At 73.9% G+C, this 15,516-nt stretch carries 16 protein-coding genes; 7 read left to right on the top strand and 9 right to left on the bottom strand.

Features of this window, described 5'->3' with window-relative positions; all coding sequences use genetic code 11:
* Window positions 1-34 precede the first annotated feature (34 nt).
* Both AC07AW_RS26610 and AC07AW_RS26605 read right to left on the bottom strand, forming a co-directional pair.
* Window positions 35-661, bottom strand: coding sequence for a YigZ family protein (locus AC07AW_RS26610; protein WP_478817966.1), 627 nt, complete (start codon window positions 659-661; stop codon window positions 35-37).
* Between the two features lie 55 nt (window positions 662-716).
* Window positions 717-2,099 (bottom strand): PucR family transcriptional regulator, encoded by a 1,383-nt coding sequence (locus tag AC07AW_RS26605; RefSeq protein WP_478817965.1) that lies wholly within the window; start codon window positions 2,097-2,099, stop codon window positions 717-719.
* 197 nt (window positions 2,100-2,296) lie between these two features.
* On the opposite strand from AC07AW_RS26605, the gene AC07AW_RS26600 reads away from it, so the two are divergent.
* The 3 genes from AC07AW_RS26600 to AC07AW_RS26590 all read left to right on the top strand — a co-directional run bounded on the left by AC07AW_RS26600 (window position 2,297) and on the right by AC07AW_RS26590 (window position 5,893).
* Window positions 2,297-3,784, top strand: coding sequence for a long-chain-fatty-acid--CoA ligase (locus AC07AW_RS26600; protein ID WP_478817964.1), 1,488 nt, complete (start codon window positions 2,297-2,299; stop codon window positions 3,782-3,784).
* 68 nt (window positions 3,785-3,852) lie between these two features.
* Window positions 3,853-5,340 (top strand): carboxylesterase/lipase family protein, encoded by a 1,488-nt coding sequence (locus AC07AW_RS26595; RefSeq protein WP_478817963.1) that lies wholly within the window; start codon window positions 3,853-3,855, stop codon window positions 5,338-5,340.
* Window positions 5,341-5,452: 112 nt separating this feature from the next.
* A complete protein-coding gene (locus AC07AW_RS26590; protein ID WP_478817962.1) occupies window positions 5,453-5,893 on the top strand; it encodes a CoA-binding protein in 441 nt (146 codons plus the stop codon).
* 12 nt (window positions 5,894-5,905) lie between these two features.
* Here the strand turns inward: AC07AW_RS26590 and AC07AW_RS26585 are convergent, their stop codons facing one another.
* Window positions 5,906-6,469 (bottom strand): YbaK/EbsC family protein, encoded by a 564-nt coding sequence (locus tag AC07AW_RS26585; RefSeq protein ID WP_478817961.1) that lies wholly within the window; start codon window positions 6,467-6,469, stop codon window positions 5,906-5,908.
* Between the two features lie 142 nt (window positions 6,470-6,611).
* A complete protein-coding gene (locus AC07AW_RS26580; RefSeq protein ID WP_392158347.1) occupies window positions 6,612-7,184 on the bottom strand; it encodes a helix-turn-helix domain-containing protein in 573 nt (190 codons plus the stop codon).
* Between the two features lie 104 nt (window positions 7,185-7,288).
* Here AC07AW_RS26580 and AC07AW_RS26575 point away from each other — a divergent pair, with 104 nt between their 5' ends.
* Window positions 7,289-8,152: an EamA family transporter gene (locus AC07AW_RS26575; protein ID WP_478817960.1), complete on the top strand. Its 864-nt coding sequence runs from the start codon at window positions 7,289-7,291 to the stop codon at window positions 8,150-8,152.
* Window positions 8,153-8,171: 19 nt separating this feature from the next.
* On the opposite strand, the gene AC07AW_RS26570 is transcribed toward AC07AW_RS26575, so the two are convergent.
* The gene (locus AC07AW_RS26570) at window positions 8,172-8,939 is read right to left on the bottom strand and encodes an acyltransferase (protein WP_478817959.1); all 768 of its coding nucleotides are present in this window, start codon (window positions 8,937-8,939) and stop codon (window positions 8,172-8,174) included.
* 131 nt (window positions 8,940-9,070) lie between these two features.
* Between AC07AW_RS26570 and AC07AW_RS26565 the strand changes: the two genes are divergently transcribed.
* On the top strand, window positions 9,071-9,598 hold the full coding sequence (locus AC07AW_RS26565; RefSeq protein ID WP_453510798.1) for a gamma carbonic anhydrase family protein: 528 nt from the start codon (window positions 9,071-9,073) through the stop codon (window positions 9,596-9,598).
* 72 nt (window positions 9,599-9,670) lie between these two features.
* On the opposite strand, the gene AC07AW_RS26560 is transcribed toward AC07AW_RS26565, so the two are convergent.
* On the bottom strand, window positions 9,671-10,324 hold the full coding sequence (locus AC07AW_RS26560) for a DedA family protein (RefSeq protein WP_478817958.1): 654 nt from the start codon (window positions 10,322-10,324) through the stop codon (window positions 9,671-9,673).
* 178 nt (window positions 10,325-10,502) lie between these two features.
* On the bottom strand, window positions 10,503-10,955 hold the full coding sequence (locus tag AC07AW_RS26555; protein ID WP_478817957.1) for a DUF4442 domain-containing protein: 453 nt from the start codon (window positions 10,953-10,955) through the stop codon (window positions 10,503-10,505).
* Window positions 10,956-11,072: 117 nt separating this feature from the next.
* Between AC07AW_RS26555 and AC07AW_RS26550 the strand changes: the two genes are divergently transcribed.
* Both AC07AW_RS26550 and AC07AW_RS26545 read left to right on the top strand, forming a co-directional pair.
* Entirely contained in the window at window positions 11,073-12,218 is a 1,146-nt protein-coding gene (locus AC07AW_RS26550) for a DUF8017 domain-containing protein (RefSeq protein ID WP_478817956.1), read from the top strand.
* 182 nt (window positions 12,219-12,400) lie between these two features.
* Complete coding sequence (locus AC07AW_RS26545) at window positions 12,401-13,732, top strand: MFS transporter (RefSeq protein ID WP_478817955.1); 1,332 nt, start codon at window positions 12,401-12,403, stop codon at window positions 13,730-13,732.
* Here the strand turns inward: AC07AW_RS26545 and AC07AW_RS26540 are convergent.
* Both AC07AW_RS26540 and AC07AW_RS26535 read right to left on the bottom strand, forming a co-directional pair.
* Window positions 13,694-14,539 carry a spermidine synthase gene (locus AC07AW_RS26540; protein ID WP_478817954.1) on the bottom strand — a complete coding sequence of 282 codons (846 nt, stop codon included), beginning with the start codon at window positions 14,537-14,539 and terminating at the stop codon, window positions 13,694-13,696. The two genes, AC07AW_RS26545 and AC07AW_RS26540, sit on opposite strands and share 39 nt — an antisense overlap.
* A 90-nt stretch (window positions 14,540-14,629) precedes the next feature.
* Window positions 14,630-15,499: a patatin-like phospholipase family protein gene (locus tag AC07AW_RS26535; RefSeq protein ID WP_478817953.1), complete on the bottom strand. Its 870-nt coding sequence runs from the start codon at window positions 15,497-15,499 to the stop codon at window positions 14,630-14,632.
* Window positions 15,500-15,516 lie beyond the last annotated feature (17 nt).

Raw genomic sequence — 15,516 nt, 5'->3', positions numbered from 1 at the left:
CGGACGTGGCGTTCGGCAGGTCAGGTGTGACGCATCACGCGTCCCCGTACGCCTCGCCGCCGAGTTCGAAGGAGGCCGTGCCCGCCGTGGCGTCGGCGAGCCAGCCGCGGAAGGCGGGGACGTCCGCGTCCGGGAGGCCGATCTCGATCGTCACGGCGTCGGCGTACCGCACCTCGCGGACGGCGCGGCCGGTGGCCCGCAGATCGTTCTCCAGCTTGCCCGCGCGCTGGTGGTCGACGGTGACGGTGGCGAGCCGGAAGCGCTGCCGGGTGACGGTGCCGAGCGCGTCGAGCGCCTCGCCGACCACGCCGCCGTACGCGCGGATCAGACCGCCCGCGCCGAGCTTCACGCCGCCGTAGTAGCGGGTGACGACAGCGGCGACGTAGCGCATCTCGCGGCGCAGCAGCATCTGGAGCATGGGGACGCCGGCGGTGCCGCCGGGTTCGCCGTCGTCGCTGGCCTTCTGCACGGAGGCGTCGGCGCCGATGACGTACGCGAAGCAGTTGTGGGTGGCGGTCGGGTGCTCCCTGCGGATCCGCGCGACGAACTCCTGCGCCTCCCGCTCGTCGGCGACGGGCGCGAGCGCGCAGAGGAAGCGCGAGCGGTTGATCTCGGTCTCGTGCACACCCTCGCGGGCCAGCGTGCGGTACTGCTCCTGCATCCGACCAGCCTACGGCCCGCCGGGCCCGGGCTCTGCGGCGGCCGTTCCGGGTGCGCTACGGCCCGCCGGGCCCGGGTTCCGCGGCGGTGGGTTCGAGGCCTGCGCCGGGGGCTTCCGCCTCGGGCGCGAGTCCGGCGTACGGGAGGGCGCGGAGCGCGAGGGCCCAGCCGAGGCGGGCTTCTCCGGACTCGCTGGAACGGCCGGTGAGCTCGGTGATGCGGCCGATGCGGTTGAGGACGGTGTTGCGGTGGCAGTACAGCTGCTCGGCGGCCCGTGAGGCCGAGCAGCCGTGGTCGAGCCAGGCCCGGAGGGTCGTGAGGAGCGCCGCCCGCTCGCCGCCGGTGGCGAGCACCGGTCCGAGGTGGACGGTGACGATCCGCTCGGCGATGTCGGCGCGCCCGCTGAGCAGCACCTCGGCCAGCCGGTCGTCGAAGACGGCGACCTCGCCGCCGCCTGCGGGGAGGGTACGGAGGGTCTGCTCGGCGAGCCGGAGGGCGCGCCCGGCCTGGGAGAGGCGTTCGAACTCCGGGGAGACCCCCGCGGTGGCGCCGGTCCGCTCGCGCAGGGCGGCGAGCAGGGTCCGTACGGCCGGGTCGGCGCCGTCGCCGGTCGCGGTCGCCGGCCGTCCGCCGTGGGCGGCGCGGCGGGGCAGCCGGACGATGCCGGCGTAGCGGCCGGAGCGGGGCCGCCAGAAGGACCACATGCCCTGGTCCTCCAGGGCGGGCGCGGGGTGCGGCGGGGCGGCGGGGTCCTGCGCGGCGACCACGACGACGTACCGGTCGACGGCGGGGACGCCGAGCGCGGCCGCCGCGGCGGAGGCGACGGCCGGGTCGTCGGCGCGGCCGTCGAGCAGGGCCTCGAAGAGGGCGACCCGGCGGGTGTCCTGGCGGCTCTGCAACTCCAGCTGGGTGATCCGGTACGCGTCGGCCATCGCGACCGAGTAGCGGTCGATGGTCTCCCAGACCTCGCCCGCCATGTCGAGTTCGAGGTCCCGCCGGTCGGACTCCCGTCCGGCCCGGCCCCGGAGGTGCTCGGCCATCACCTGCCACAGCACCCGGCCGCCGCGCCGGTAGGCCTGGAGCACGGTGTCGAGCGGGACGCCCTGCTCGGCGCGGCGGCGGCCGGTCTCGCGGGCCGCCCGCTCGAAGTCGCCGCCGGTCGGGGGCAGGCCGCCGAAGTCCTCCAGGGCCCGCCGGAGGTTGTCGCGGCAGATCTCCCAGAGGTCCTCGCGGGTGACGGGCGCGCCGGAGGCGTACGTACCGGAGTGGGCGCGGATGTCGTCGACGGCGCGGTCGGTGAGCCGGTCGACGTCGGCGAGCATCGCCGTGGCGAGGGCGCGGCGCAGCGCCCCGGAGCCACCGGAGCCGCCGAGGGGCGTGGGGGTGCCGCCGGAGCGGGCCCCTCCGGGCTCGTCGGCGGTGACCGGGCGGTGCGTCATGGCTCGCACGGTAACGCCGTGATTTGGCGATTGCCACGGGGCGGGCGCCCCCGCGGGGCTGCTGCCCAGCTCGACCGGCCACAGGATGGGCATCCGCACATGGTGTCCGGGCGGTCCGCGGTGGATTCTGTGCCGTGTCACCCGAATGTCAACGGCGTGTTTCATCCGCCGTCGATACCGCGTCCCTGGAGCGTGTCATGTCACTGAGCGTCGCCGGCGTGCTGGGCGAGTCCGCCCGCCACTTCCCCGACCGGATCGCGGTCGTCGAGGGCGCGACCCGGCTCACCTACCGGGAGCTGTGGACGGAGGCGCTGCGCTGCGCCGCCGGGCTGCGGGAGGCCGGGGTGAAGCCGGGTGACCGGCTGGCCGTGCTGCTGCCGAACACGACCGAGTTCCTGCGGACGTACTACGGGGCGCTCGCGGCCGGCGCGACGGTCGTGCCGGTGCACGCGCTGCTCGTCGCCGACGAGGTGCGGTACGTCCTGGAGCACAGCGGCGCGGTCGGCATCGTGAGCGGCGGGCCGCTGTGGCCGGTGGCGGACGAGGCCGCGCGCGCCGCCGGGGTGCGCGCCTTCCAGGGGGCGCCGTCGGCCGCGGAGCCGCTGGTCGCGGCCGAGCCGGCCGAGCCTTCGGACACGGCCGTGATCCTCTACACGAGCGGGACGACGGGCCGCCCCAAGGGCGCCCTGCTGACCCATCTCAACATCGTCATGAACGCGTCCGTGACCTCGCAGGATCTGCTGGGCCTCGGCACGGGCGACGTCGTCCTCGGCTGTCTGCCGCTCTTCCACAGCTACGGCCAGACCTGCGCGATGAACGGGACGCTCCGGCAGGGTGCGACGCTCGTCCTGATGCCCCGGTTCAGCGGTCCCGCGGCTCTGCGGGTGCTCGTCGACGAGGGCGTGACGGTCTTCATGGGCGTGCCGACGATGTACCACGCCCTGGTGGAGTCGGCGGCCGTCTCCGAGCTGCGGCCGGAGGCCCTGCGGGCTGCCGTGTCGGGCGGTGCGGCGCTGCCGGTCGCCGTCCTGGAGCGCTTCGAGGAGACCTTCGGCACCCAGGTCCTGGAGGGGTACGGCCTGACGGAGACCTCACCGGTCGCGACCTTCAACCAGCCGCACATCGGCCGCAGGCCCGGCACGGTCGGGCACCCGGTCTGGGGCGTCGAGGTGGGGATCGCGGACGCCGCCGTCGAGGGGGAGATCCGGCTGCTCGCGGACGGCGGGATCGGGGAGGTGGTGGTGCGCGGGCACAACGTGTTCGCCGGGTACCTCGACGACCCGGAGGCCACGGCGGCGGCGGTCGTGGACGGCTGGTTCCGCACGGGCGACCTGGGTGTCCGGGACGAGGACGGCTTCCTGCGGATCGTGGACCGCAAGAAGGATCTGGTCATCCGGGGCGGCTTCAACATCTATCCGCGCGAGGTCGAGGAGGTCCTGGTGCGCCACCCCTCGGTCTCGGAGGTCGCGGTGATCGGCGTCCCCGACGAGGCCAAGGGCGAGGAGGTGTGCGCGGTGGTGGTACGCCGGGACGGCGCCGCCCCGCTCTCCGAGGAGGAGCTGGTGCACTGGGCGCGGGGGCGGCTCGGCCGTCACAAGTACCCCCGGATCGTGCGGTTCGTCGAGGAGCTGCCGCTCGGTCCGACGGGCAAGGTCCTCAAGCGCGCGCTGGTGTCGCGGGGTTGACCGGAGGCTCCGCCCTGGCCGCATCATCTTGACGGTGCGTCACCGTCGCCCCTGAGAAAGGTGAGTAGATGTCGGAGCACATCGCGGAACACGTCCAGGACGGTCCCGGGGTCTGCACGCAAAACGGCGTTCTGCGCGGCAGCCTGAAGGACGGCGTGGCGGCCTTCCTCGGAATCCCCTACGCGCAGGCCCCCGTCGGGGAGCTGCGGTTCCGCGCGCCGGAGCCGGCGGAGCCCTGGGAAGGGGTACGGGACGTCCTCGCCTTCGGGCCGACGGCGCCCAAGCGCCCGTACGCCCCGCCGCTCGACGCGCTGCTCCCCGACCCCGATGTCGCGGGCGACGACTGCCTCAACCTCAACGTATGGGCCCCCTGGCCGGCCGCCGGACCCGGCGACGGCGGGCGTGCCGTCATGGTCTGGATCCACGGCGGGTCGCTGGTCCACGGCTCCTCGGCGGTCCCCGTCTACGACGGCACCGCCTTCGCCCGGGACGGCGTGGTGCTCGTCTCGGTCAACTACCGTCTCGGCATCGAGGGATTCGGAGTCTTCCCCGACGCGCCCGCCAATCTCGGTCTGCGCGACCAGATCGCCGCACTGACCTGGGTACGGGAGAACATCGCGGCCTTCGGCGGGGACCCGGAGCGGGTCACCGTGTTCGGCGAGTCGGCCGGTGCGATCTCGATCGCCGCCCTGATGGCCTCGCCGCTCGCGAAGGGCCTCTTCCGGCGGGCCGTGCTCCAGAGCGGGGCGCCGAGCGCCCGGTCGATGGCCCTCGCCCGCAGGACCACGGAGGCGATGGCCGCGCGGCTCAAGGTGCCGGCGACGGCAGAGGCGTTCGCCCGGGTGGACCGGGAGCAGCTGCTCGCGGCGCAGACCGCGGTGACGGGCAAGGGCACGCCGGTGCTCGGCAGACACCCCTTCCACATCGCGGTGGACGGTGACGTCCTGCCGGACCATCCGGGGGACCTGCTCGCGGACGGCGCTTCGGCGGACGTGGAGCTGCTGATGGGCACGACCACGGATGAGTACCGACTGTGGTTCGTGCCGGGCGGACTCACCGAACGGGTGGGGTCCCTGGCTCAGCGGTTCCTGCTCCGCAAGGGGCAGATACCGCCCCACGTCGCGAAGGTGTACCGAGCGGGCCGGCCGCAGGAGAAGCCGGGCGAGATCCTGGGTGTCCTCGCGGCGGACAAGCTGCTGCGGATCCCGCTGAACATGTTCGCGGACGCGCGGCTGAACTCCGTAGGGGCCGCCGCGACGTATCTGTACGAGTTCGGCTGGCCCTCCCCCGTACTCGACCTCCGCGCCTGCCACGCGCTCGAACTCGGCTTCGTCTTCGACACGCTCGACCTGCCGGAGACGCGCGCGCTGACGGGCCCGGATGCTCCCCAGGGCCTGGCCACGGCCATGCACGCGGCCTGGGTGGCGTTCGCGAAGACCGGCGACCCGGGCTGGCGCCCGTGGGATCCGGCCCGTCCGGTGATGACCTTCGGCCCGGGCCTGCCGTCCCTGGTCGAGGCGCCGCGGGAGGCCGAACGGCGGGCGTGGGGCGGCTGAGCGGCCCGTAGGGGACATCTCAGGGCCCGTGGTTCGCGCGTACGGGAATCACGGCCCGGCGCGGCTCGTTCACATGGAGGACGGGCCGCGCCGACGAGAGGCAGCAGAAGCGATGAGCGTAGACACGACGACCACGGACCCCGGCGCGTACTCCGCTGCGGAGACGGTGCGGCGGATCCTGACGTCCACGGGCGACACGTGGGCGGTGGTCGGACTCTCGACGAACCGGGCCCGTGCCGCGTACGGGGTGGCGGCGGTCCTCCAGCGCTTCGGCAAGCGGATCGTCCCGGTCCATCCGAAGGCGGAGACGGTCCACGGCGAGCAGGGCTACGCCTCGCTCGCCGACATCCCGTTCCCGGTCGACGTCGTCGACGTCTTCGTGAACAGCGAGCTGGCGGGCGCCGTCGCCGACGAGGCCGTCGCGATCGGCGCCAAGGCGGTCTGGTTCCAGCTGGACGTCATCGACGACGAGGCCTTCGCCCGCACGCGGGAGGCAGAGCTCGACATGGTCATGGACCGCTGCCCCGCGATCGAGATACCGCGCCTCGGCTGAGGGTCCGGCGGCTCAGCCGACGGGGACGCCGAGGCCCTCCAGGACGACGGCGCCCGGGAGTTGGGCGAAGGCCTTGCCGGGGACGATGAGCTTGCCCCGGCGACGGCCGCTGCCGACGAGGACCCACTCGGTGTCGACGACGGCGGCGTCGACGAGGAGGGGCCAGTCGGCCGGGAGGCCGATGGGGGTGATCCCGCCGTACTCCATGCCGGTCTCGCCGGTCGCGGTGTCCATCGGGGCGAACGAGGCCTTGCGGGCGCCGAGGTGCTTGCGGACGACGCCGTTGACGTCGACGCGGGTCGCCGACTTCACGAGGCACGCGGCGAGGGTCGTCGTCTCGCCGCGCTTGCCCGCGACGACCACGCAGTTGGCGGACGCGTCGAGGAGCTCGGGCCCGTAGTGCTCCACGAAGACGGCCGTGTCGGCGATGGCCGGGTCGGTGTCCACGTACACCAGCTGGTCGGCGGGGACGGGGCCCGCCCAGCTGCGGACGGCGGCCGCGACGGGGTCGGTCAGCAGGTCCAGGCAGTCGGGGGCGGGCCGGGCGTCGTCGAAGTTTCCGATGGGTGCGCGCATGCGCTTCACGCTAACAAGCGCGAGCGGGCGCATGGCGGCCCGTCTCAGCGTTCGGGCGTCGGCGTGCGGGCGTCGGCATCGAGGCGTCGGCGTGTGGGCGGTCGGCGTACGGGCGTCGGCGTGGGGCGTCGGCGTGCGGGCGTCAGCGTACGGGCGGGATGGAGACGGCCATCGTCATCTCGGCCGGTTCGTCGCCGTCGTTGCGGTAGGAGTGCGCGACGTTGGCCTCGAAGACGGCGGAGGTGCCGGCGGGCAGCGGGTGCTCTTCGTCGTCCACGATCAGGGTGAGCGTCCCGGCGGTGACGTGCAGCAGCTCGACCGTGCCCTCCGGGTGCGGGTCCGAGGCGCTGCCGTCGCCCGGCATGAGGGTCCAGGACCAGAGCTCCAGCGGGCCACGGGCCTCGGTGCCGACCAGGAGGGTGGTGTGGCTGCCGGTGGAGGTGGACCACATGCGGACGGCCTGGCCGGGCGGGACGAGGCGGACCTGGGGGCCCTGCTCGTAGTCGAGGAGGGTGGTGATGGAGACGCCGAGGGCGTCGGCCAGCTTCACGGTGGTGCCGACGCTGGGGTTGGTCCGGGCCTGTTCGATCTGGATGATCATGCCGCGGCTGACGCCCGCGCGTGCGGCGAGCGCGTCCAGGGTGAGTCCCCGCTCCTTGCGCCAGCGCTTCAGGTTCCGGGCGAGCGACTGCGTGAGCTGGTCGAGGTCCGACACATTCCGTCCAATATTCTGGATGACAGAGTTCAATGCACTGAACTACGGTGGGGTGCACCCGATGGTTCACTGCACTGTACTGCCGCACGCCCCTGCGAGGATTCATGACCGCCCTGTTCGCCCTGGCCACCAGCCTTCTCTGGGGCCTCGCCGACTTCGGGGGCGGGCTCCTCACCCGGCGGATCCCCGCCCTCACCGTCGTCGTGGTCTCGCAGATCCTCGCGGTACTCGTCCTCGGCTCGATCGTCCTCGCGACCGGTGCCTGGACCGAGGCGGGACCCCAGCTCTGGTACGCGGTGGGGGCGGGCGTCGTCGGCCCGGCGGCCATGCTCGCGTTCTACAAGGCGCTCGCGCTCGGCCCGATGGGCGTGGTCTCCCCGCTCGGCTCGCTCGGCGTGATCGTCCCCGTCTCCGTCGGCCTCCTCGTCGGCGACCGGCCGGGGCTGCTCCAGTTCGCCGGGATCGCGGTGGCGATCCTCGGCGTGGTGCTCGCGGGCGGACCGGAGCTGCGCGGGGCGCCCGTCCAGCGCCAGGCGGTCCTGCTGACCCTGGTCGCGGCCTTCGGCTTCGGCTCGGTGATGGCGCTCATCGCCGAGGCGTCCACGACCGTCACGGGCCTGTTCCTCGCCCTGTTCGTCCAGCGCGTCACCAACGTCCTGGTCGGCGGCGGAGCCCTGTACGCCTCGGTGCGGCGCGGCGGCCGCGCGCTCCCCGAGGGCGGGCCCGGGGTCGTCCGCGCCGCGCTCCCGGCCCTCGCCTTCGTGGGCCTGGCGGACGTCGCCGCCAACGGCACGTACGCGCTCGCCGCCCAGCAGGGCCCGGTCACCGTCGCCGCCGTCCTCGCCAGCCTCTACCCGGTGGTCACGGCCCTGGCGGCCCGCGGTGTCCTCAAGGAACGCCTCCGCGCCGTCCAGGCGGCGGGCGCGGGCCTCGCCCTGGTGGGCACGGTCCTCCTGGCGACGGGCTAGGAAGGCCGGGGCCCTCGGGTCACGACGGGACGGACTCGGAGTCCCCGGCGCGATGCGCCTCCCAGGCCGCGAGCGCGGCCAGTTGCTCCGGGGTGACGTGTTCCGGGATGGGGGTCGGAGCCGGGGTGCGGAGTGGGGGCTGCCAGCCGTTCTCCGGGTCCCAGCTGCGGACGACCTTCGCCGGGGCGCCCGCCACGACCGAGTGGTCCGGGACCTCGCCGCGTACCACCGCGCCCGCCGCGACGACGACGTTCCGGCCCAGGCGCGCCCCGGGCAGGATCACCGCGCCCGTGCCGAGCCAGCAGCCGGGGCCGATGGAGACCGGTTCCGAGCGGGGCCACTGACGGCCCACGGGCTCGTCCGGGTCGTCGTAACTGTGGTTGGTCGAGGTGATGTAGACGTACGGGCCGCAGTACGTGTCCGAGCCGATCGTCACCTTCGCGTCGGCGATGACATGGCTGCCCCGCCCGAGGACGACCCCGTCGCCGAGGGTCAGGACGGTGTCCGCCCCGAGGTCGAGGTCCGGCAGCATCCCCGCTGTCAGCGTGACCTGCTCGGCGATGATGCAGCACTCGCCGATCTCGATCCACGGCTCACCGAAGACCGTGCCCTGCGGGAAGGCGAGCCGGGTGCCGGCGCCGAGGCGGCGGAACCGCAGCTTCCCCGGGTGTTCGGCGGTGACGGAGCCGGCCTGCTGCACCCAGCGCCAGCCGCCCTGCACGGCTCGGGCGAGGACCCGGCGCCGCCAGGCGGCGAGGGATGAGAACGTGTTTCTGTTCCTGGGCACCCGGCCACCGTAGTCGGCGCCGTCCTGCCTGATCACCGCGGTGCGCTGTGATGTCCGTCATGAGCACGGCATAGGCTGCGCCCGGGGGCACCCCCGGGCGTGACACGACGGCTGACGATCAGGAGCGAACCATGACAGAGGCGTTGATCAAGGGAGTGGGCGGCAAGGAGCCGCAGATCGACCCGACCGCCTTCACCGCCCCGACCTCCGTGGTGCTCGGCGAGGTCACCCTCGGCGCCCGCGCCAGCGTCTGGTACCACGCCGTCCTGCGGGCGGACTGCGGTCCGATCGCGATCGGCGAGGACTCCAACATCCAGGACAACTGCACCGTCCACGTCGACCCCGGCTTCCCCGTCTCCATCGGCGACCGGGTCACCGTCGGCCACAACGCGACCGTGCACGGCTGCGTGATCGAGGACGACGTGCTCGTCGGCATGGGCGCGACGGTCCTCAACGGGGCCCGGATCGGCGCCGGCTCGCTCGTCGCCGCCCAGGCGCTCGTCCCGCAGGGCATGGAGATCCCGCCGGGCTCGCTGGTCGCCGGCGTCCCCGCCAAGGTGCGCCGGCCGCTGACCGACGAGGAGAAGGCGGGCATCCAGCTGAACGCCGAGATGTACCTGCTGCTCGCCAAGGGGCACGCCGAGGCCTTCGAGGACTGACCGGCGTACGCGAAGGAGGGCGGCGCCCGTTCCCGGGTGCCGCCCTCCGCCGCGTACGCGTACCGTCCGTGCTCAGTCCGCCGCCGGGACCGGCTCCGGCTCCGCGGCCTCGGCCCGCTGCGCCGCCGCCTTCTTGGCGCGGTTCTTGACGATGAGCATCGAGGCGATGCCGATCAGGACGGCGAGGACGAGGCCCAGCCAGGAGAAGCGCTTGAGCCAGGCCTCGGCGACGATGCCGACCGAGTAGATGACGGCCGTGGTGCCGCCGGCCCAGAGGATGCCGCCGAGGACGTTGGCGATGAGGAACTTCCAGTACGGCATCTTCAGCACGCCCGCGAGCGGCCCCGCGAAGATCCGCAGGAGGGCGATGAAGCGGCCGAAGAAGACCGCCCACATGCCCCACTTCTGGAAGGAGTTCTCGGCGAGCCCGATGTTGGCCTCGCTGAAGTGCTTGGGGAACTTCCTGCCGAGCCAGGCGAGCAGCGGCCGTCCGCCCTTGCGGCCGATCGCGTAACCGATCGAGTCGCCGATGATCGCGCCGGCGGTGGCGCAGGCGCCGAGGACGTACGGATTGATGTCGCCGTGCTGCGAGGCGAGCAGCGCCGAGCTCACGAGCACGATCTCGCCGGGGAGCGGGATGCCCAGGCTCTCCAGCCCGATCACCACCCCCACAAGGACGTAGACGGCGACCGCAGGGATCGTCTCCAGCCACTCCTGGACGTGCACGCGGTTCCTCCCGTGTCGGCTGCTCAGCTGCTCGATGGCCCTGCACGCACGTCGGCGGGCACGCCCGAAAAGCCTACCTGGTCAGGACGAACGGCCCTCGACCCCGAGGGGGCGCCGCCGGGAACACGACCGCCCCCGCACCCGGGAAGGGTGCGGGGGCGGTACGCGGCGTCCGGGGTCAGGAGTTCGGGCGCAGGGTCCAGAGGACCGTCATCTCGCCGGTCACGGCGCCGTCCTCACGGGTGATGTCGATCCGCACCGGGAACTCGGGCCGCTCTCCGGCGTCGAGTTCGGCGACGACCTCGGCGGCGGGGCGGCCGAGGGTGGCGGTGGCCGTGACGACGCCCATGGCCAGCTTCTTGTAGCCGATCTCGGCGCTGACGGCGAGCGGGACCGCCCGGTGCAGCTGGTCGCCGAAGGCCGCGAGCACGATGGCACCGCTGGCGGACTCGGCCAGGGTGAACATCGCTCCGGCGTGCGGGCCGCCGAGGTGGTTGTGGTAGGCGGACTGGTCCGGGAGGCGCACGACGGCGCGCTCGGCGGTGGTCTCCTGGAACTCCAGGTTCAGGGTTCCGGCCATGGGGACCGTGGCGGCGAGTGCCTCGCCGATCGACTTCTGGTCTGCGCTCATGGACCGTGATGTTACCCACGAGTAGCAGCCTTGGCCATCCCCTGCCCGCCCCCCGCTCGGCCCCGGCCCGGGGGCGGGCGTGGTCGAGCGGCCCCCGCACCTCTATGGTTACTGGCCATGTGGCCAGGACAGCAGCCGCCCGGGGGCGAGCAGAACCCGCAGGACCAGAGTCAGAACCCCTACCAGCAGTCGGGGTACCAGCAGCCGAACCCGTATCAGCAGCCGCCCACCCAGCCCGGGTACCAGCAGCCGCCGACACAGCCCGGCTACCCGCAGCAACCGCCGACACAGCCGGGCTACCCGCAGCAGCCGCCCGCGCAGCCCGGTCAGCCGCAGCAGGGGTACGGCGCGCAGCCGGGTTACCCGAACCCGTACCAGCAGCCGACCGTGCCGCAGCAGTACGCCGTGCCGGGCCCCGGACAGCCCGGCGGGCCCGACGGCGGGAACAAGAAGCAGACGACGATCGTGGCGATCGTCGCCGCCACCGCCGTGGTCGTCGCGGCCGGAGTCACCGGATTCCTGGTGCTCGGCAAGGACGACGACGAGAAGAACGCCGCCGACGCCCCCAAGCCGTCCGTCACGGCCACCGCCTCCGCGGACCCCTCGTCCGCCCCGGCGCCCGACCAGTCCTCCGGGATCGCCAACCCGCGCGACGGCGCGGCGCAGCAGCCGACGATCCCCGGCTGGAAGGTCGTCTACAACCCGAAGTACGGCACCCTCTTCGACGTACCGCCGGAGTGGGAGGTGTACAAGCCGGGCTCGATCACCTTCTTCGAGGACGAGAAGAAGGGCGGCGGCACCCCGCTGGTGACGATGTCCAGCCCCACGAGCTTCAAGAGCAAGTGGTGCACGTACGACGTCGACAAGAACGGCACCGAGGAGTCCTGGGGCCTGTCCACGGCCGGCACCAAGGGCGGCCAGGGCGCCAAGGACACCTTGACCCTCGCGCGCAGCGAGGCCGGCACCTGGGTGTGGGGCGGCTACGCGCAGCACATGCCGCAGAGCACCATCAAGATCACCAAGCCGGTTCCGTACACGACGAAGTCCGGTCTCACCGGCAGCATGGCGACGGCCACCGCGCCGGGCGTGAAGAAGCGCAACAAGTGCGAGACGGACGGGAAGTCGATCGCCTTCTCCTTCAAGAACGCCGCGGGCGACTTCTCGACCTGGGTGCTCTACGGGGCGGACGGCGTCAAGGACGAGCTGCCCGACGCGACGATCCGGCAGATCCTCTCCACGGTCCGGCTCGCGCCCTCCGCCTGACCCCTCCGGCCACCGGGCCCGGCCGCGCCGGTCCCGGTGGCCCCGGCGGTCCCGGTGGTCCCGGCGGTCCCGGTGGCCCCTCCCGGTGGCCCCGGTGGCCCCGGCCGGTCGGGCTCCGCGCCCTGACGGACCGTCCGGATATCGGGTTGGCAGGACGGGAAGGGGCCAGGGATAGTCCCGGGGTGACCACACCCGCCTCCTCCCCCTCCCCCCGCCCGGCCACGTCCCGATCCCGCCGTCCCGAGTGGGCCGGCCGCAACTACCTCCTGCTCACCGCCGCCACGATCGTGACCAACCTCGGCACGCACGGCGCGCTGATCGCCACGACCTGGGCGGTCTTCGACTCCGGGGGCGACGCCGGCGACGTGGGGCTCGTGGCCATGGCCCGCTTCCTGCCGCTGGTCCTCTTCCTGCTCATCGGCGGGGCGGTGGCCGACCGACTGCCCCGGCACCGGGTGATGGTCGCGGCGAACGCCCTCAACTGCGTCTCGCAGGCCGCCTTCGCCGTCCTCGTGCTCTCCGGCGAGGCCCGCATCTGGCAGATGATGGTGCTCACCGCGCTCTGCGGCACCGGCCAGGCCTTCTTCAACCCGGCGGCCGAGGGCATGCTCATGTCCAGTGTCAGCGGGGAGCAGGCGAGCCGCGCCTTCGCCGTCTTCCGGATGGCGATGCACGGCGCCGCCATCGGCGGTGCCGCGCTCGGCGGCGCACTCGTCGCCTTCGTCGGACCGGGCTGGGTCCTCGCCATCGACGCGGTCGCCTTCGCCGTCGCGGGTGGTCTGCGGGCCTTCCTCGACGTGAGCGGCATCCCGGACCGCGCCCCCGGCGGCGGGCTCTTCGCGGATCTGAAGGAGGGCTGGCAGGAGTTCGTCGGCCGGCCCTGGCTGTGGTCGATCGTCGCCCAGTTCTCGGTGGTGGTCGGACTGATAGGCGCCGTCGAGTCGGTGTTCGGGCCGCTGGTCGCCCGGGACGAGCTGGGCGGCTCGCGCCCCTGGGGCATCGCGCTCGCCGCGTACGGGGCGGGGACCGTCGCGGGTGCCGTCCTGATGACCCGGTGGAAGCCGCGCCGGATGCTGTTCGTCGGGACCCTGTGCGTCTTCCCGATCGCCCTGCCCTCGGCGGCGCTCGCGGTGCCGCTGGACGCGGCGGGCCTGACGGCGGCGATGTTCGTCAGCGGCGTGGCGATCGAGGTCTTCGGCGTCTCGTGGATGACGACCATGCACCAGGAGATCCCGGAGGAGAAGCTGTCCCGGGTGTCCGCGTACGACTGGTTCGGCTCGACGGCGCTGCTGCCGCTGTCCACGGCCCTGGCGGGCCCGGCGGAGAGCGCGTTCGGCCGGAGCGAGGCGCTGTGGGGCGCGGCGGCGCTGATGGTCCTGGTCACCGCGCTGGTCCTCTTCGTGCCGGACGTACGGAACCTGACGCGGCGCCCGCACACCAAGGAGGTCGCGGGCGGCGCCGGGGCCCCCGGTCCCTCAGCCGATGCCGAAGGCGCCCTCCGGGGGAACGGGTGACGGTACGGCCCCGGCGTCGAGGACCGGCTGCGCGCCGCCGGTGAACCGGACGAGCGTCTCCCCGTGCTCCACGCGCGCGGGGAAGGCGTCGGCCGCCGCACGGCGCGCGAGGTGGGCGATGTCGATCTCCCGGCCGGAGGCGACCAGGACCGCGTTCCCGAAGCGGCGGCCGCGCAGCACGGCGGGCTCCGCGACGAGCGCGAGCTCCGGGAAGACGGCGGCGAAGGTGGCGAGCTGGGAGCGGAGGAAGGGGAACGGCGCCCCGTCGGCCAGGTTGGCGGCGTAGAGCCCGCCCGGCCGCAGCACGCGCCGGACCTCGCGCGCGTACTCGACCGAGGTGAGGTGCGCGGGCACGCGCGAGCCGCCGAAGACGTCGCCCACGATCAGATCGGCCGAGGCGTCCGGTGCCGCCTCCAGCCAGGCGCGGGCGTCCGCCCCGTGCACCGTGGTCCCCGAGCCCTCGGGCAGCGGCAGGTGCTCCTCGACCAGGGCGAGCAGCCCCCGGTCGGCCTCGACGACGTCCTGCCGCGAGCCGGGCCGGGTGACGGCGACGTACCGGGGCAGCGAGAGCGCCCCGCCGCCCAGGTGCAGCACGTCGAGGGGCGTGCCGGCCTCGGCGGCGCCGTCGACGACGTGGGCGAGGCGCCGCGCGTACTCGAACTCCAGGTACGCCGGATCGTCGAGGTCGACGTAGGACTGGGGCGCGCCGTCGACGGTCAGCAGCCAGGCCCGCTCCCGGTCCACATCGGGCATGAGGCGCGCGGTGCCCTGGTCGACCTCACGGACGACGGGAATGCTCTCGTTCACGCCTTCATTGTGCCGCGACCACTGTGGTGCCCCCGGTGCCGGGCACCGGCTTCCCGCGCGGTGACCCGCAGGACCTCGCCCGCGCGAGCGTCATCCGGTCCAGACCGCGGCGACCGCCTCGGCGCGGGAGGCACCCTGCGCCCGCCCCGCACGCGCCGCCGCGGCCCGGTGCGCGGGATCGAGCGCGTTCCGCCCGATGGCCTTCCGGGACTCCGCGTCCGGCGTGATCACCTCCACCCGTGCCCCACCGGCCGCGAGCTCCGCGCCCTGCCGCGCCGGCGAGAGGACGACCTTGCTCCCCTGCGCACTGGGCGCGACGACGACGATCCGGTCGTAGCCGGCGGCGAGGTGGGCGTTGGCGGTGGAGTGGATGCCGCCGTCGATCCAGCGGCGCCCGCCGATGGTCGCCGGAGGCCACACGCCGGGGATGGCGCAGCTCGCGGTGACGGCGTCGGTCAGCGGGACCCCGCTGTCCTCGTCGTAGGCGGTGAGTTCGCCGGTCTCGGCGTCGACCGCGGTGACGAGGAGCGGGCGCGCGGGCCAGTCCCCGGCCCGGCCCAGGCGCCGGGTGACGGTCGCACGCCGGTCGGCCTCGGTGACGGTGGGGGCGGCGAGGGCGAGCCGGCCGAGCCTGCGCCCGTACTCCTCGGGGGTACGGGACCGGAGGACGGCGACGGCGTACCGGAGGATCATCGGGACGCCGAGCCGCACGGCCGGCTCGGTGGCCTCCCCGTCGAGCTGCTGCTCGTACAGCGCGTCGAGCCCGGGCCGCCCGCAGGCGAGCTGCGCCCCGACGACGGCCCCGGCGGAGCTGCCGACGATGAGATCGGCACCGGTCAGATCGGTTCCGGCGTCGAGGAGCCCGCGCAGCACCCCGATCTCCCACCCGGCCCCGACGAGCCCACCGGCCCCGAGCACCAGTGCCGTCCGCTTCCCCGCCCGGTTCCCCATCTGCGTCATGTACCGAGTCTCGCGCA

This window comes from Streptomyces sp. NPDC044003 (assembly GCF_056435185.1).
Note: the sequence above shows the minus strand (reverse complement) of the source record. Positions and strands in the feature narration are given on the sequence as shown.

Excerpts from the sequence above, each read along its gene's own strand:
- AC07AW_RS26555 (WP_478817957.1), bottom strand. The coding sequence starts at position 10,955 with ATGAGCGCAGACCAGAAGTCGATCGGCGAGGCACTCGCCGCCACGGTC.
- AC07AW_RS26565 (WP_453510798.1), top strand. The coding sequence starts at position 9,071 with ATGACAGAGGCGTTGATCAAGGGAGTGGGCGGCAAGGAGCCGCAGATC.
- AC07AW_RS26605 (WP_478817965.1), bottom strand. The coding sequence starts at position 2,099 with ATGACGCACCGCCCGGTCACCGCCGACGAGCCCGGAGGGGCCCGCTCC.
- AC07AW_RS26575 (WP_478817960.1), top strand. The coding sequence starts at position 7,289 with ATGACCGCCCTGTTCGCCCTGGCCACCAGCCTTCTCTGGGGCCTCGCC.
- AC07AW_RS26610 (WP_478817966.1), bottom strand. The coding sequence starts at position 661 with ATGCAGGAGCAGTACCGCACGCTGGCCCGCGAGGGTGTGCACGAGACC.
- AC07AW_RS26595 (WP_478817963.1), top strand. The coding sequence starts at position 3,853 with ATGTCGGAGCACATCGCGGAACACGTCCAGGACGGTCCCGGGGTCTGC.
- AC07AW_RS26535 (WP_478817953.1), bottom strand. The coding sequence starts at position 15,499 with ATGACGCAGATGGGGAACCGGGCGGGGAAGCGGACGGCACTGGTGCTC.
- AC07AW_RS26590 (WP_478817962.1), top strand. The coding sequence starts at position 5,453 with ATGAGCGTAGACACGACGACCACGGACCCCGGCGCGTACTCCGCTGCG.
- AC07AW_RS26550 (WP_478817956.1), top strand. The coding sequence starts at position 11,073 with ATGTGGCCAGGACAGCAGCCGCCCGGGGGCGAGCAGAACCCGCAGGAC.
- AC07AW_RS26585 (WP_478817961.1), bottom strand. The coding sequence starts at position 6,469 with ATGCGCGCACCCATCGGAAACTTCGACGACGCCCGGCCCGCCCCCGAC.
- AC07AW_RS26600 (WP_478817964.1), top strand. The coding sequence starts at position 2,297 with ATGTCACTGAGCGTCGCCGGCGTGCTGGGCGAGTCCGCCCGCCACTTC.